The 13421-nt window shown below is 74.1% G+C and carries 15 protein-coding genes; 10 read left to right on the forward strand and 5 right to left on the reverse strand.

Translation table 11 applies throughout. The annotated features are described in order from the left end of the window. Positions 1 to 13 precede the first annotated feature (13 nt). The 4 genes from ITX44_RS24890 (at position 14) to ITX44_RS24905 (ending at position 3690) form a co-directional block, all read left to right on the forward strand. Positions 14 to 976, forward strand: coding sequence for a helix-turn-helix domain-containing protein (locus ITX44_RS24890; protein ID WP_205359593.1), 963 nt, complete (start codon positions 14 to 16; stop codon positions 974 to 976). Between the two features lie 50 nt (positions 977 to 1026). Beyond that, positions 1027 to 1845 carry a polysaccharide deacetylase family protein gene (locus tag ITX44_RS24895; RefSeq protein ID WP_205359594.1) on the forward strand — a complete coding sequence of 273 codons (819 nt, stop codon included), beginning with the start codon at positions 1027 to 1029 and terminating at the stop codon, positions 1843 to 1845. An 83-nt stretch (positions 1846 to 1928) separates the two neighbouring features. Next, positions 1929 to 2855, forward strand: coding sequence for a heavy metal transporter (locus ITX44_RS24900; RefSeq protein WP_205359595.1), 927 nt, complete (start codon positions 1929 to 1931; stop codon positions 2853 to 2855). Positions 2856 to 3255: 400 nt separating this feature from the next. Then, positions 3256 to 3690, forward strand: coding sequence for an ATP-binding protein (locus ITX44_RS24905; protein ID WP_205359596.1), 435 nt, complete (start codon positions 3256 to 3258; stop codon positions 3688 to 3690). A 74-nt stretch (positions 3691 to 3764) separates the two neighbouring features. Here ITX44_RS24905 and dapC read toward each other — a convergent pair whose 3' ends face one another. Beyond that, a complete protein-coding gene (dapC, locus tag ITX44_RS24910; RefSeq protein WP_205359597.1) occupies positions 3765 to 4865 on the reverse strand; it encodes a succinyldiaminopimelate transaminase in 1101 nt (366 codons plus the stop codon). A 138-nt stretch (positions 4866 to 5003) separates the two neighbouring features. Continuing rightward, positions 5004 to 5330: a ferredoxin gene (gene fdxA, locus ITX44_RS24915; RefSeq protein WP_205359598.1), complete on the reverse strand. Its 327-nt coding sequence runs from the start codon at positions 5328 to 5330 to the stop codon at positions 5004 to 5006. Between the two features lie 108 nt (positions 5331 to 5438). Here fdxA and ITX44_RS24920 point away from each other — a divergent pair, with 108 nt between their 5' ends. Continuing rightward, positions 5439 to 6440, forward strand: coding sequence for a GNAT family N-acetyltransferase (locus tag ITX44_RS24920; protein WP_205359599.1), 1002 nt, complete (start codon positions 5439 to 5441; stop codon positions 6438 to 6440). Further along, the gene (locus ITX44_RS24925) at positions 6437 to 7261 is read left to right on the forward strand and encodes a transglutaminase family protein (RefSeq protein WP_205359600.1); all 825 of its coding nucleotides are present in this window, start codon (positions 6437 to 6439) and stop codon (positions 7259 to 7261) included. The genes ITX44_RS24920 and ITX44_RS24925 overlap by 4 nt, the downstream gene beginning before the upstream one ends. 497 nt (positions 7262 to 7758) lie before the next feature. Here the strand turns inward: ITX44_RS24925 and ITX44_RS24930 are convergent, their stop codons facing one another. From ITX44_RS24930 to ITX44_RS24940, 3 genes are all read right to left on the reverse strand, one after another. Beyond that, positions 7759 to 8364, reverse strand: a complete 606-nt coding sequence (locus ITX44_RS24930) for a response regulator (RefSeq protein ID WP_307795471.1) — start codon at positions 8362 to 8364, stop codon at positions 7759 to 7761. 44 nt (positions 8365 to 8408) lie between these two features. Continuing rightward, a complete protein-coding gene (locus ITX44_RS43225) occupies positions 8409 to 8816 on the reverse strand; it encodes a hypothetical protein (RefSeq protein ID WP_236061511.1) in 408 nt (135 codons plus the stop codon). Between the two features lie 135 nt (positions 8817 to 8951). Continuing rightward, positions 8952 to 9263, reverse strand: a complete 312-nt coding sequence (locus tag ITX44_RS24940) for a nuclear transport factor 2 family protein (RefSeq protein WP_236061512.1) — start codon at positions 9261 to 9263, stop codon at positions 8952 to 8954. Positions 9264 to 9422: 159 nt separating this feature from the next. Between ITX44_RS24940 and ITX44_RS24945 the strand changes: the two genes are divergently transcribed. The 4 genes from ITX44_RS24945 to ITX44_RS24960 are packed head-to-tail and all read left to right on the forward strand — an operon-like array spanning position 9423 to position 13402. Next, positions 9423 to 10451, forward strand: coding sequence for an ABC transporter ATP-binding protein (locus ITX44_RS24945; protein WP_205359602.1), 1029 nt, complete (start codon positions 9423 to 9425; stop codon positions 10449 to 10451). Beyond that, a complete protein-coding gene (locus ITX44_RS24950) occupies positions 10448 to 11188 on the forward strand; it encodes an ABC transporter permease (protein WP_205359603.1) in 741 nt (246 codons plus the stop codon). Before ITX44_RS24945 ends, ITX44_RS24950 begins: the two co-directional genes overlap by 4 nt. Further along, positions 11185 to 12423, forward strand: a complete 1239-nt coding sequence (locus tag ITX44_RS24955; RefSeq protein ID WP_372440986.1) for a sensor histidine kinase — start codon at positions 11185 to 11187, stop codon at positions 12421 to 12423. The genes ITX44_RS24950 and ITX44_RS24955 overlap by 4 nt, the downstream gene beginning before the upstream one ends. 13 nt (positions 12424 to 12436) lie before the next feature. Continuing rightward, the gene (locus tag ITX44_RS24960) at positions 12437 to 13402 is read left to right on the forward strand and encodes a hypothetical protein (RefSeq protein WP_205359605.1); all 966 of its coding nucleotides are present in this window, start codon (positions 12437 to 12439) and stop codon (positions 13400 to 13402) included. Positions 13403 to 13421 lie beyond the last annotated feature (19 nt).

Genomic DNA, 13421 nt, shown 5'->3' on the forward strand with positions numbered 1-13421 from the left:
GGGAGGTTCAAGCGTGACCGCCGAGCGGACGTGGAGCATCGGGGAACTGGCCGAGCGGGCCGGGGTGACCGTGAAGACCGTGCGCTTCTATTCGGACCGGGGCCTGCTGCCGGCGGCGGGGCGCAGTGCGGGCGGGCACCGGCGGTACGGGGCGGGGGCGCTGGACCGGCTGCGGCTGATCCGTTCGCTGCGGGGACTGGGGCTGCCGGTCGCGGCGGTGGCGGCGGCGCTGGACGACGAGGACGCGCTGGACGAGGTGATCGCGGCGCACCTGGCGGAGACCAGGGCCCGGCTGACCGCGCTGCGCTGGCGCGAGGCCGCACTGCACCTGCTGGACGAGGGGCCGGCGGCCGAGCGGGCCGACCGGCTGCGCCTGCTGGGCGCGCTGCCCGATCCGCCGGGTACGGCCGCGCTGGCCCGGTTCTGGCGGCGCTGGCTGCCGCCGCGGCTGCCGACCGGCCTGGTGACGGCGGTCCTCGACCAGGCCGTCCCGGTCCTCCCGGCCGACCCGACGCCCGATCAGGTGCTGTCCCTCGCCCGGCTGCACGCGCTGGTCGCGGCGGTACGCCCGGAGGCCGCCAAGTCCCAGCCGGTCACCCACCGCCGGAGCTCCGGCCACCGCCCGGCCGTCCTCTACGAAGGACTCATCGCGTCCTACGGCCTGGCCGTCCCCCACCTGCTGGCCGGCCGCCCGCCGCACCCCGGCGAGGCCCTGGACTCCTTCGTCGCCGCCCACGCGGATTCCCTCGCGACCCGCGACACCCCCGCCTTCCGCCGCGCCCTGGCCGGCCTGCTCACCACCGAGCCCCGCCTTGACGCCTACTGGTCCCTGACCGCCCGCCTCTCCGCCGCCCCCGACCGCCCCACCCCGGGCTCCACTCACGCCTGGCTCCGTACGGCGCTCCTGGCCGAGACGACCCCCTGGCCGGAGTCCGTTCCGGTTGCGGCCGTCGAGCGTGCCCCGGAGCATCGGTAGGGGGCTGCGGGGCGTGAACACCAGAAGGAGCCAGGCCCGGAGGTTTCGGCATGGGCGCAACCGGCGGCGGTGACCGTACAGGCAGCAGGAAGCGGCGGGCGGGGCGATCGGTCGCCGCAGTGGCCGTGGCCGTGTGCGTGGCCGTCGGTGTGAGCGGGAGCGGGGCGGCGTACGGCGTCACGTCGGCGCGCGGCGCGCGGGAAGCCGCGTTCAAGGTCGACAACGGGAAGGGCGGAGAGCGCAACAAGGCCCCGGGCTCCGTGGACTGCCGGAAGGCGAAGTGCATCGCGCTCACCTTCGACTCCGCGCCCAGCGCCCACACCGCCGCGCTGCTGCGGATCCTGGAGCGGAAGAAGGTGCGGGCGACGTTCTTCCTGCTCGGGCACCGGCACGTGGACGCGTACCCCGGTCTGGTGAAGCGGATGGCCGCGGACGGGCACGTGCTGGCGAACCACACCTGGACCCACCCCCGGCTGCCCTCGCTCACGCCCGCGCAGATACGGGCCCAGCTCACCATGCTGAACGACGCGGTGCAGAAGCTGACCGGCATCCGGCCCACGCTGATGCGGCCGCCGCAGGGCCGGACCGACCAGAAGGTCGCGCAGGTGTGCCGGGAGCTCGGGCTGGCCCAGGTGCTGTGGAGCGATTCCGCCTCCGACTACGCCACCACCGACACGCCGCTCATCCGGCAGCGGATCCTGAGCGGCGCGAGCCGGGGCGGCATCGTCCTGCTGCACGACCTCTACCAGGGGACCGTGCCGGCCGTGCCCGGCATCATCGACGGCCTGCGGCGGCAGGGCTACACCTTCGTGACGGTCCCCGAACTGCTCGCCCCCGCCGTCCCCCAGCCGGGCGCGGTCTACCGGTAGAAACGTTCCGCCACGCGGGGCGGGGTCCGGACCGACACGCTGACGAGGGCCGCGACCTCGGGGGATTCGCTACGCTCCGATGCGTGCCCTCGCCCTCCCCCCGCAAGCGCCATCCCCTCCGCAACGCCACCCTCCTGCTCGTCCTGCTCGGCCTGGCCGGGTACACCGTGTACCACTTCGCCGCCAACTCCCCCGCGGGGCCCGGCTGCACGGTGACGGCGGAGGGCAACGCCATGGATCTGACGCAGGAACAGGCGGGCAACGCGGCGACGATCGCGGCGGTGGCGGCATCGCGGGGGCTGCCCGAACGCGCGCTGACGATAGCTCTGGCGACGTCGCTCCAGGAATCGCGGCTGCGCAATCTCCACGGCGGGGACCGGGATTCGGTCGGACTGTTCCAGCAGCGGCCTTCGCAGGGCTGGGGCACCGCGGCACAAATCCTCGACCCGGTCTACGCGTCGAACGAATTCTTCGACAGCCTGGTGAAAATCAAGGGGTATTCGCGGCTGCCGCTGACCGTGGCGGCCCAGCGGGTGCAAAGAAGCGGATATCCGCAGGCGTACGCCAAGCACGAGGCGGACGCGACCCTGCTCACGGCCGCGCTGACCGGACGGGCGAACGGCGCGCTGAGCTGCACGACGGGCGCGGACACCCCGGACAGCGCGGGCGGCGGCGCCGGCAGCCCGGCGCAGGTGACGGCCCGGCTGACCCGCGAGTTCGGCACGGCGGTACGGCCCCGCAAGGACCCGGCGCCGCGTACGGTCGCGGTCCCGGCCGCGGCGGCCGGCGCGGCGGCAGACGACGGCACCCTGCGCGGCTGGGAGGTCGCCCAGTGGGCGGTGGCCCACGCCCACGACCTCAAAATCGAGCAGGTGACCTACGGCGACGCGCGGTGGCTGGCGGCCCAGTCCGGCAAGGGCTGGCAGCGGCAGAAGGCGACGACCGCCAAGGGCGGGGCGCAGTCCGACGGCGGCGGGCCGGCGCTGGTGCGGATCACCGTGGCGCCGTAACCCGCGGGCCGGCAATGGCATGGATCACCGTCGCTCCGTAGCCCGCGGGCCGTCGCTCGCACCATCCGCGACCGTACGATTCACGACCTTACGGATCCACGACCCCGGAATTCGTGCACCTCTTCTTGTCGTCACCCGTCAGAAGTACGTACCCGTCGCGGCAACACGCGTCCGCGGCCCTCACCCCACCGGGCGGACCGGCAGCACAAACCCCTTACCGCGCAAGGGGAGAGACGTTTCCGCGCGGTCATATGAGCTGTCCGTTTATACCCGAACTGCCGGACTCCGATAATGCGATGCATTACTGATTCTTTACTCATCGGGCCCGCAACCTTCGCCCGGCTGCAGCGGTAATCAGCCCGACCGAACGGTTCCCACCCCGTCAAGGAGTGCACGCACCATGTCCCTCCCCCTCCCGCGCCGCATCGCCCAGGCCGCCCTGCTGCTCGGCGCGGCCGCCGCCCCCCTGGTCGGTGCCGGTGCCGCGCAGGCCGCGACCCCGCACCAGCCGGACCTGGGCGGGCTGACGAACGTCGACGGCGCGAACGTCGGCCGCACCGTGGACGGCGCGGCGCAGAAAGCGACCGGGCTGGCCGCGCAGACCGGCTCGGACGCGGTGAAGACCGCGCTCCCGGCCGCCGGGCGCATCGTCGGCACCACCAGCCGTACCGCCGCCCCCGCCGCCCAGCGGACGGCCGGCCAGGCCACCGACACCGCGGGCCGCCTGGTCGGCGGCACCGCCGAGTCCGCCGGCAGCGCCGTCCCGGGCGCCGAGACCCTCTCCTCCCTCCCCAACGCCGGCCAGCTCCCGCTCAAGGGCCTCCCGCTGGCCTGATCCGCCACCGAAGCGCATGCGAAGGGGCTGGGCGTTCCCCGTGAACGCCCAGCCCCTTCGCGCTTGCGCCGGCTTCAGCGCGCCAGCCTGCGCACCGCCGCCTCGACCCGCTCGTCCGTGGCCGTGAGGGCGATCCGGACGAAGGACTCGCCGGCGGCGCCGTAGAACTCGCCGGGGGCAACGACGATGCCCCGCCCGGCCAGGTCGCCCACGGTGTCCCAGCACTTCTCGGCGCGGGTCGCCCACAGGTAGAGGCCGGCCTCGCTGTGCTCGATACGGAAGCCGGCGGACTCGAAAGCGGCCCGCAGGGCGGTACGGCGGCGCCCGTAGCGCTCCTTCTGCTCCACCGCGTGCGCGCGGTCGCCGAGCGCGGCGGTCATCGCGGCCTGGACCGGCTGCGGCACGATCATGCCCGCGTGCTTGCGCACCTCGAGCAGTTCGCGGACGGCCGCCGGGTCGCCGGCCAGGAAGGAGCCGCGGTAGCCGGCGAAGTTGGACCGCTTGGACAGCGAGTGGACGGCGAGCAGGCCCTCGTGGCTGTCACCGCACACGTCGGGGTGCAGCACCGAGACCGGCTCGGTGCCCTCCCAGCCCAGCTCGATGTAGCACTCGTCGCTGGCCACCAGGATCCCGTGCTCCCGCGCCCAGCTCACGGTCCGGCGCAGCTCGGCGGCGGTCAGCACCCGGCCGGTCGGATTGGAGGGGCTGTTGAGCCACAGCAGCTTCACGCGCGCCGGGTCCAGATCGGCGACCGGGTCGTCGTACGTGACCGGCTCCGCGCGGGCCAGCAGCGCGCCGATCTCGTACGTCGGGTAGGCCAGCCGCGGCAGGGCGACCTGGTCGCCCTCGCGCAGGTCGAGCAGGGTGGGCAGCCAGCCGACCAGTTCCTTGGAGCCGATCAGCGGCAGCACGTGCGCCGGGTCCGCGCCCGCCACTCCGTGCCACTGCCGCAGGTATCCGGCGGCGGCCTCGCGCAGCGCGCGCGTCCCGTAGGTGAGCGGGTAGCCGGGGCTGTCGGAGGCGGCGGCCAGCGCCTGCCGGACCACGTCGGGGACGGGGTCCACCGGGGTGCCCACCGACAGGTCGACCACGCCGTCCGGGTGCGCGGCGGCCGTGGCCTTGTACGGCTCCAGGCGGTCCCAGGGGAACACCGGGAGGCGGGCGGAGATGCTCACGGGCTCACTCTCGTTCGTCGTCGTGCTTGTCGTGCGGGTGGTGCGGGTCGTTCCTGGGGGTTCGGATACGCCGCGGCCCCGCACGGCGCGGTGCCGTACGGGGCCCGGCGGAGCTCCGGCCGCCCGCGGGAACGGGACTCAGTGGTCCTGGTTCTGCGGGGGCAGCGCTGCGATCATGGGGTGGTCCCGCTCGATGAGGCCGAGCTTGGAGGCGCCGCCGGGCGAACCGAGCTCGTCGAAGAACTCGACGTTCGCCTTGTAGTAGTCCTTCCACTCCTCCGGGGTGTCGTCCTCGTAGAAGATGGCCTCGACCGGGCAGACCGGCTCACACGCGCCGCAGTCGACACACTCGTCCGGGTGGATGTACAAGGACCGGGAGCCCTCGTAGATGCAGTCGACCGGGCACTCTTCGATGCACGCCTTGTCCTTTACGTCTACACAAGGCTGCGCGATGACGTAGGTCACGCTGTCGTTCCTCCTCGATAGGGCTCATCACGCGCGGGAGCGCGGCGTCGTCGATGCCCGCCCCTAGTATCTCCGTTCCTGGGCACGATCCGAACAGGAGGGGCAGGCATGCCAGGGGAATTCTCGGCCGGAGCCCGGTTCGAGATCCGCATCACCCCCGCTGACGTGGGTAAACGCGTGTCGGTACGGCAGGTGATCGGGATCACCGACGGGCATCCTACGTTCACCGATACGGTCGGTGTTCTCGCATCCTGGGATGCTGGAGTGGTGTCGGTCACACGGCGGAGCGGCGAGACGGTGCGGATCGAAGAGGCGTCACTGGTGTCGGGGAAAGTGGTGCCGCCGGCCCGTCCCCGGGCCGGGCTGCGGGTGCCCGCGGTGAGCGACGAGGAGCTCGAGGAGATCGCCTCGCGCGCCTGGCCGGCCACCGAGACGGACCGGCTCGGCGCGTGGACGCTGCGGGCCTCCGGCGGCTTCACCCGGCGGGCGAACTCGGCGCTGGTGGCCGGCGACCCCGGGCTGCCGCTGCCGGACGCACTGCCCCGCGTCGTGCGGTGGTACGGGGAGCGTGGCCTGGCGCCGTGCCTCCAGGTGCCGGATTCCTCGCGGTACGCCGCGCAGGTCGCCGCCCTGGGCTGGGAGCGCGAGGGCGACACGGTGGTGCGGACCGCGCCGCTGGCCCCGCTGCTGCAGCAGACCGCCGTGGGTGCGCAGGAGGTGAGCCTGTCGCGGACACCGGGGGCCGCGTGGCTGGCGGCGTATCACCGTACGGGGGAACTGGCCGACGCGGCGCTGACGGTGGTGTCCGGCGGGCCGTCGGTGTGGTTCGCCACGGCGCCCGGTGCGATAGGCCGCGCGGTGGTCGACGGGCAGTGGGCGCTGTTCGGCGCGGTCGAGGTCGAGCCGGGGGCGCGGCGGCGCGGCCTGGCCACCGCGGTCGTCGGGGCGCTGGCCCGGCAGGCGTACGAGGAGGGGGCCACGGCGGCGTACCTTCAGGTCGAGACCGGAAACTCCGCGGCCCGCGCCCTGTGGGACCGGCTGGGCTTCATCGACCACCACCGTTACCACTACCTGCGGCCGACAACCGCCGGACCGACCTGGCACCCATGACCCCTGACGTACGTGAACGGTTCGCCGCCGCCGCCCGCGAGGAGCGGCCCGACCTGGCGGAGCTGTGCCTGCTGATCGGCGCGCAGGCCGACCCTGCGCTGGACGGCGCCCCCGCCGACCTGGCCCAGATCGAGCTGGACCGGCTGGCCGGCCTGCTGCCGTACGGGCTGTCCACGCCGCTGGAGTGGGCGACCGCGCTGCGCCAGGTGCTCGGTGAGCGCTGCGGCTTCCACGGCTTCCCCGCCGACTACCGGCACCTGTCGTCCTCCCTGCTCCAGGAGGTCGTACGGCGCCGGCGCGGGCTGCCCATCCTGCTGTCGGTGGTGTGGATGGAGGTCGCCCGGCGGGCCGGCGCGCCCGTGCACGGCGTCGCCCTGCCCGGGCACTTCGTGGTCGGCTTCGGCGATCCCGGCGGCCCCTGTGTGCTGGCCGACCCCTTCGACGGCGGCCGCGTCCTCTCCGACACCGACGCGGAACTCCTGGTCACCTCCACCACCGGCGCCCCCCTGACCCCCGACGCCCTGGTCCCCGCCGACCCCCTCGACATCATCCGCCGCGTCCTGACCAACATCCGCTCCTGGGCCGCCCCCCGCTCCGAACGCCGCTCCGTCGAACTCTGGGCCATCGACCTCACCCTCCTCCTCCCCCGCCACCCCGCCCGCCTCCGCCTCGAACGCGCCCACCTCCTCGTCAAAATGGGCGACTTCCTCGGCGGCGCCGCCGCGATGGACGAATACGCCGAAGTGATCGGCGCCTTCGACCCCGAAACAGCCACCACCATCCGCGGCCAGGCCCGCGCGGCCCGGGCCATGCTCAACTGATTCCTGGCGGCGGTCGAACGGGGTGCGGCCGGGCGCCGCAGCGGCCCTCGATCCGAACGCGAGCCGCGCACAGGGCGAGCCGCTAAGCGCGGGGGGTGCAGGGAGTGCGGGGGTGCAGGGAGTGCGGGGGTTGCGGGGGTGCGGGGGCCGCGCAGACGGCCCCCACATCCCGGCGCAACGGCGCGCAACCACGACGGCGGAGACCGCCGGTGCCGAACCGGCCGCAAGGCCGACCGGGCGCACCCGGGCGAACCAGCAACGCGGGGCCCCAGGCCGAGCCCGGTGAAGCCGCGCGGGGTCGCGGGGGCCCGCGCAGACGGCCCCCACGCCCCGGCGCAACGGCGCGCAACCACAACGGCGGAGACCGCCGGTGCCGAACCGGCCGCAAGGCCGACCGGGCGCACCCGGGCGAACCGGCAACGCAGGGCCGCAGGCCGAGCGAAGGGCTGCGGGACGAGCCCGAGGAGCGGTGCGGGGAGTACGGGGGGTACCCCCGTTCAGAGCCAGCCCTTTTCGCGGGCTATCCGCACCGCCTCGGTGCGATTACGCGCACCGGTCTTCTGGATCGCGGTGGAGAGGTAATTGCGAACCGTGCCCTCGGAGAGGCGAAGGCGGCGGGCGATGTCCGCGTTGACGGAGCCGTCGGCCGCGGCGTTGAGGACTTCGCGTTCGCGGGGGGTGAGGGGGTCGGGCCCTTCGGCCAGAGCGGCTGCGGCCAGGGTGGGGTCGATGACGCGGTGGCCCTGGAGGACCTGGCGGACCGCTTCGGCGAGCTGGGCGGCCGGCGCGTCCTTGACCAGGAAGGCCTCCGCCCCGGACTCCATGGCCCGGCGCAGGTAGCCGGGCCGGCCGAAGGTGGTGACGATGACGACCTTCACCTCGGGGCAGGCCGTACGCAGGTGCGCCGCGGCCTCGATCCCGGTCATCCCGGGCATCTCGATGTCGAGCAGGGCCACGTCCGGCGCGTGCTCGCGGACCGCGGCCACCACCTCGTCCCCGCGCGCCACCTGGGCGACCACCTCGATGTCGTCCTCCAGCCCCAGCAGCGTGGCCAGGGCCTCACGCACCATGGACTGGTCGTCGGCGAGGAGCACACGGATCACCCGGGCAGACTACCGCCGGAAACGGGCCGGAACGTTTCTCCACATCAGGGGCCGCCGTCCTCCGGCGTACGGGCACACCGCGCGGCCGCGGAGGCGAAGAGCGTCCAGCCGTCCACCTCGTAGACGGCCGCACTGTCCGCGCCCAGCCCCAGATCGTGCGCGGCCTCCAGCAGGGCCCGCACCGTACCGGGTTCGTGCAGGTTCAGCCAGGTGCCCTCGGGAGTGCCGACCGCGCCCGACGGGGCGTGCGCGTCCGGTACCAGATGGCCCGGGCCGTGGGCGAAGGTGATCAGCAGCCGGCCCAGCGCACCCGTACGCCGAATCGTCAGCACTTCACGGCAGTCCTCGTAGCCCTTCCCCCCGGCCGCGGCACGGTGGTCGTGCCGCAGCGTCCACAGAAAGGTCTCGTCGTCGACGGTCAGCGGGCGTGGGGTCCTGCTGCTGCGAGTCATTTGTCGATGCTAGGCCGGGCGGCACGGAAAGGCGCCGGTGCGTACGTGGACCGTTGCAGAGCGTTCGCTGCCCGCCACCCACCTGGGCGTACGCCCCGCCGTACGCCCCGCCCGGCCCCCACCCCGCACCCGCCGTCAGCCCGTGATCCGCATCAGCGTCACATGCTCGCCGGCCACGGTGAACGTGAAGTCCGAGGGCCCGTTGAACCCCTTGCCGCCCACCTGAGCGCTCACCGTCGTGGTGCCCCCCTCGCTCCGCACGCCCGTGACCCGCAGGCTCACCTCCTTGCCGATGAACTCCGCGTCGCTCCACGCCCGGATCGCGTCCCGGCCGCGGAACTCCCGCCCCCAGTCGTCGACCGCCGCGTCCTCGGCGAAGGCGGCCAGGAAATCCTCGACGTTCCCCGCGTCGGCGGCTTCCAGCGCCGCGGCGACAGGAATGGGCATTTGCACAGGAGGAGTGTTCATGACCTGTCAACGACGATCGGCGCCCCGGGGACACGCGCCCGGCGCATCCGGCGTACGCGCGCCCCCGTGACATCTGTCATGCCGAAGACACGAGTGCGGGCACTGCCCGAAAGGAACCGCATCCGTGACGCTGATGCCATGACCGCAACATCTGCAGTGACCGCCGGGCACGGCGGGGGAAGCGCGGACCGGGGAGCGCCTGTCGTCTCCTTCCGCGCGGTGAACAAGAACTTCGGCGCGGTGCGCGCGGTGGCGGGGCTGGATCTGGAGCTGCGGGCCGGGGAGACGGTGGCGCTGCTCGGGCCGAACGGGGCGGGCAAGTCCACCGCGCTGGACCTGCTGCTGGGCCTGCGCAATCCGGACAGCGGGTCGGTGGCCGTCTTCGGTACGACCCCGGCGAAAGCCATCGCGGCCGGCCGGGTGGGGGCGATGCTCCAGTCCGGCGGCCTGATGGAGGACGTCACCGTACGGGAGCTGGTGGGCCTGGCCTGCGATCTGCACCCGCGCGCGTACCCGGTGGACCGGGTGCTCAAGGACGCCGGGATCGACGGGATCGGCGACCGCAAGGTCAACAAGCTGTCGGGCGGCCAGGAGCAGCGGGTGCGGTTCGCGATGGCCACCGCGGGCGCCAACGACCTGATCGTGCTGGACGAGCCGACCGTGGGCATGGACGTGACCGCGCGGCAGGCGTTCTGGGCGACCATGCGCGGCCAGGTCGAACAGGGCAGGACCGTACTGTTCGCCACGCACTACCTGGAAGAAGCCGACGCGATCGCCGACCGGGTGCTGGTGCTGCACCGCGGTGCCCTGATCGCCGACGGCACCGCCGCCGAGATCAAGGCCCGGGCCGGCGCCCGCCGGATCACCTTCGACCTCGACGCCGACCGGGACGGCCGGATCGACGAGGCGGCGCTGCGCGGCCTGCCCCGCGTGGTCGGCCTGGACATCACCGGTCCCACCGTCCGGATCCGCTCCGACGACGCGGACGCCACCATGCACGCCGTCTACGCACTGGGCCTGTACCCGCGCAACCTGGAGGTCTCCGGGCTCGGCCTGGAGCAGGCGTTCCTGGCCATCACCGAAGCCGCGGCGGACACCGCCACGCCCGCCGCCACAACCACCGCCACCGCTGTCACCGCCACCGCCGAGGAGCCCGGCAACCGATGAAGACCCTGGTCGAGCTGGAGATCCTCCGCACCCTGCGCAACCGCAGGTTCATGTTCTTCTCGGTGCTCTACCCGGGCCTGCTCTTCCTGATCATCACCGCCGGCGCGGACAGGACCAAGAAGATGGACGGGCTGAACCTGACGGTGGTGGCGTACTACATGGTCGCCATGGCCGCGTTCGGCGCGATGACCGCGGTGCTCATGGGCAACGCCGAGCGGATCGCGCGGGAGCGGGAGAAGGGCTGGGTGCGGCAGTTGCGGCTGACCGCGCTGCCCGGCCGCGGCTACGTCACCGCGAAGATCGCCTCCGCGGCCACCGTCAGCCTGCCGTCCATCCTGATCGTGCTGGTGCTGGGCGCGGCCGTGAAGGACGTCCGGCTGGCCGCCTGGCAGTGGGTGTCGACCGCGCTGGCCGTCTGGGCCGGCAGCATGGTCTTCGCCGCGCTGGGCGTGGCCATCGGGTACGTGGCCACCGCCGACGTGGCCCGGCCGATCTCCATGCTGTGCTACTTCGTGCTGGCGATGCTCGGCGGCCTGTGGGTACCCTTCACCACCTTCCCGCACTGGCTGCAGACCCTGGCCGGCTACCTGCCCGGCCGCGCCTACACCGCGGTCGGCCAGGCCATCGAGTTCGGCGACGCCCCGCACGCCAAGGACATCACCGTCCTGGTGGTCTACCTGGCGCTGTTCGCGGGCACGGCGGCATGGCTGTACCGCAAGGACACCCGGAAGGCGTGAGGCCCACCGTGACCGATCCCGCGCGCGAGCCGTGGCCGCCCTGGCGGCAGAAGATCGAGGCCGCCGACGACACCGGCATCGGCCGCCCGCCGGAGAACCGCCGGCAGGCCCTGGTCAAGCTGGCCTGGATCGGCATCTGGCTGCTCTACCTGGGCGCCCCGGTCAGCGACCTGACCGGCGGGAACCACTCGGTGCCGGTCACCGTGCTCGCCACGGCGGGCCTGACCGGCTTCGTGGCGGCGTACCTCGCGCTGGTCTTCTTCCGCACCAGCGAGAGCGAGGAGCCGCCGCGCTGGGTGTACGGGCTGCTCGCCGGGCTCACCGCGCTGGCCGTGCTGCTGGCCGCCACGCTCGGCGAGAGCTGGCTGGTGCTGTTCGTGTACGACGCGGTGGCGTGCGGGGCGGCGCTGCCGACCCGGCGGTCGCGGTGGGCGGTGCCCGGGCTGACCCTGGCGCTGGTCGGGATCGGCTCGGCGGTCGCGCCGCACGGCGACCTCTACCCGAGCCTGGTGATCCCGACGCTGCTCGGCGGGTTCGCCATGGTGGGCGTGCGGCAGCTCATCCGCACCATGCGGGAGCTGCGGACGGCCCGGGAGACGGTGGCCGAGCTCGCGGCGACCGAGGAGCGGCTGCGGCTGGCCCGGGACCTGCACGACCTGCTGGGCCACTCGCTGTCGCTGATCACCCTCAAGAGCGAACTGGCCGGGCGGATGCTGCCGGACCGGCCGCAGGACGCGGCCGCGCAGGTCGCCGACATCGAGCAGGTCAGCCGGCAGGCCCTGGTGGACGTCCGGGAGGCGGTCAGCGGCTACCGCAGGCCGACCCTGGCCGCCGAGGCCGCCACCGCCCGTACCGCGCTGTCCTCGGCCGGCATCGGCGCGCGCGTCCACGTCCCCGACCGGGTGCCGGGGCTCGGCCCGGACGGCGAGGGCGCGCTCGCCTGGGCGCTGCGGGAGGCGGTGACCAATGCCGTACGGCACAGCGGCGCGGCGCAGTGCGTGGTCGCGCTCACCGTGACGGACGCTCAGGCGCGGCTGACCGTGTCGGACGACGGGCGCGGCCCCGAGCCCGGGCACGGCCCCGGCAACGGCCTGACCGGGCTCGGCGAACGGCTGCTGCTGGCCGGCGGCTCGCTGACCACCGGCCGCTCCGGCGACGGCGGCTTCGTGCTGACCGCCGCGGTCCCGCTGTCCTCGGCGCCGGTGGGCGCCCGCCGTCCGGGTACGGCCGGGTAGTAGGGTCCCGGACGTGGCAGAAACCCCGGCGGAACCCCCCGCGCGACCTTCCGTACAGCTTCCGGCACAGACCTCGTACGAGGGCACGCCGGGGTCCTCGGCGTCCGCCGCCGCGGGCAGCGGTCCGGAGCCGGAGGAGCAGCGGACGCCGCCGGAGCAGGAGCCCCAGGCCGAGGAGCCGCCCGTACGGCGCGGGCCGGGGGCCGAGCCGGGGAACGTGGTCGCCGACGCGGTGCTGGCCGTGGCCGGGCGGACCACCCTGCCGCTTCAGGCGGCCCGCAAGGACAAGAGCTTCGGCACGGCGTTCTGGTACAACGACCTGGTCGAGGTGCTGGACGGCAAGGAGACGATCCGCCAGTACCTGGTGGCCGCCGAGCCGCAGACGCGGTTCGAGATCGGTGCGTTCGCCCTGCGGGAGGGGCTGATCGCCCCGGAGTTGCCGGCGGATGAGCTGGTGCTGCCCGGGTTCGCCCGCAAGTGGGCGCCGGTCGGGCAGTCCGGGGTGGCGGTGATGCCCACGGTGGACCTGCACATCCATGGCGAGCGCAGGGGCTGGACCTGGGCGGTGCAGGAGGTCACGGCGGGGCTCGCGGCGCAGCCCCCGGACATCGAGGCGCTGCCCGCGGAAGAGGACGGGGACGAGGACGGCGCGGGCCTGCCCGCGTACCTGCTCGGCCACGAGGTCGGCGACCCCGACGCCCGCCACCCGCAGCGCCCCCAGGTCCTGCTGGCGGGCACGGTGACCCGTACCGGGGCCGGCGCGGTGCGCTGGTCCGGGCCGTTGCCGGTGGGCTGCGCGGGCGCCCCGGTGTTCGCCGGGCTGCCGCACGAGGACGGCCTGAAGCTGATCTGCCTGGGCCCGGTGCTGGCGGGCGGCACAGCCGACGGCACGGCGACCGTGGTCACCTTCGACCTGCTGGGGCCGGCGATCCACACCCTCTCCCCGGAGCGCAAGCGCCGCTGGTGGCAGCGCGGCTGAGCATGTGGCGCGGGCCCGG

It is taken from the genome of Actinacidiphila acididurans, from assembly GCF_016918855.1.
In the GTDB taxonomy this organism is placed as follows: Bacteria; Actinomycetota; Actinomycetes; order Streptomycetales; family Streptomycetaceae; genus Actinacidiphila; species Actinacidiphila acididurans.

Coding starts and splice junctions, on each gene's coding strand:
- ITX44_RS24895 (WP_205359594.1), top strand. CDS start 1,027: ATGGGCGCAACCGGCGGCGGTGACCGTACAGGCAGCAGGAAGCGGCGG.
- ITX44_RS24905 (WP_205359596.1), top strand. CDS start 3,256: ATGTCCCTCCCCCTCCCGCGCCGCATCGCCCAGGCCGCCCTGCTGCTC.
- ITX44_RS24920 (WP_205359599.1), top strand. CDS start 5,439: ATGCCAGGGGAATTCTCGGCCGGAGCCCGGTTCGAGATCCGCATCACC.
- ITX44_RS24925 (WP_205359600.1), top strand. CDS start 6,437: ATGACCCCTGACGTACGTGAACGGTTCGCCGCCGCCGCCCGCGAGGAG.
- ITX44_RS43225 (WP_236061511.1), bottom strand. CDS start 8,816: ATGACTCGCAGCAGCAGGACCCCACGCCCGCTGACCGTCGACGACGAG.
- ITX44_RS24940 (WP_236061512.1), bottom strand. CDS start 9,263: ATGCCCATTCCTGTCGCCGCGGCGCTGGAAGCCGCCGACGCGGGGAAC.
- ITX44_RS24945 (WP_205359602.1), top strand. CDS start 9,423: ATGACCGCAACATCTGCAGTGACCGCCGGGCACGGCGGGGGAAGCGCG.
- ITX44_RS24950 (WP_205359603.1), top strand. CDS start 10,448: ATGAAGACCCTGGTCGAGCTGGAGATCCTCCGCACCCTGCGCAACCGC.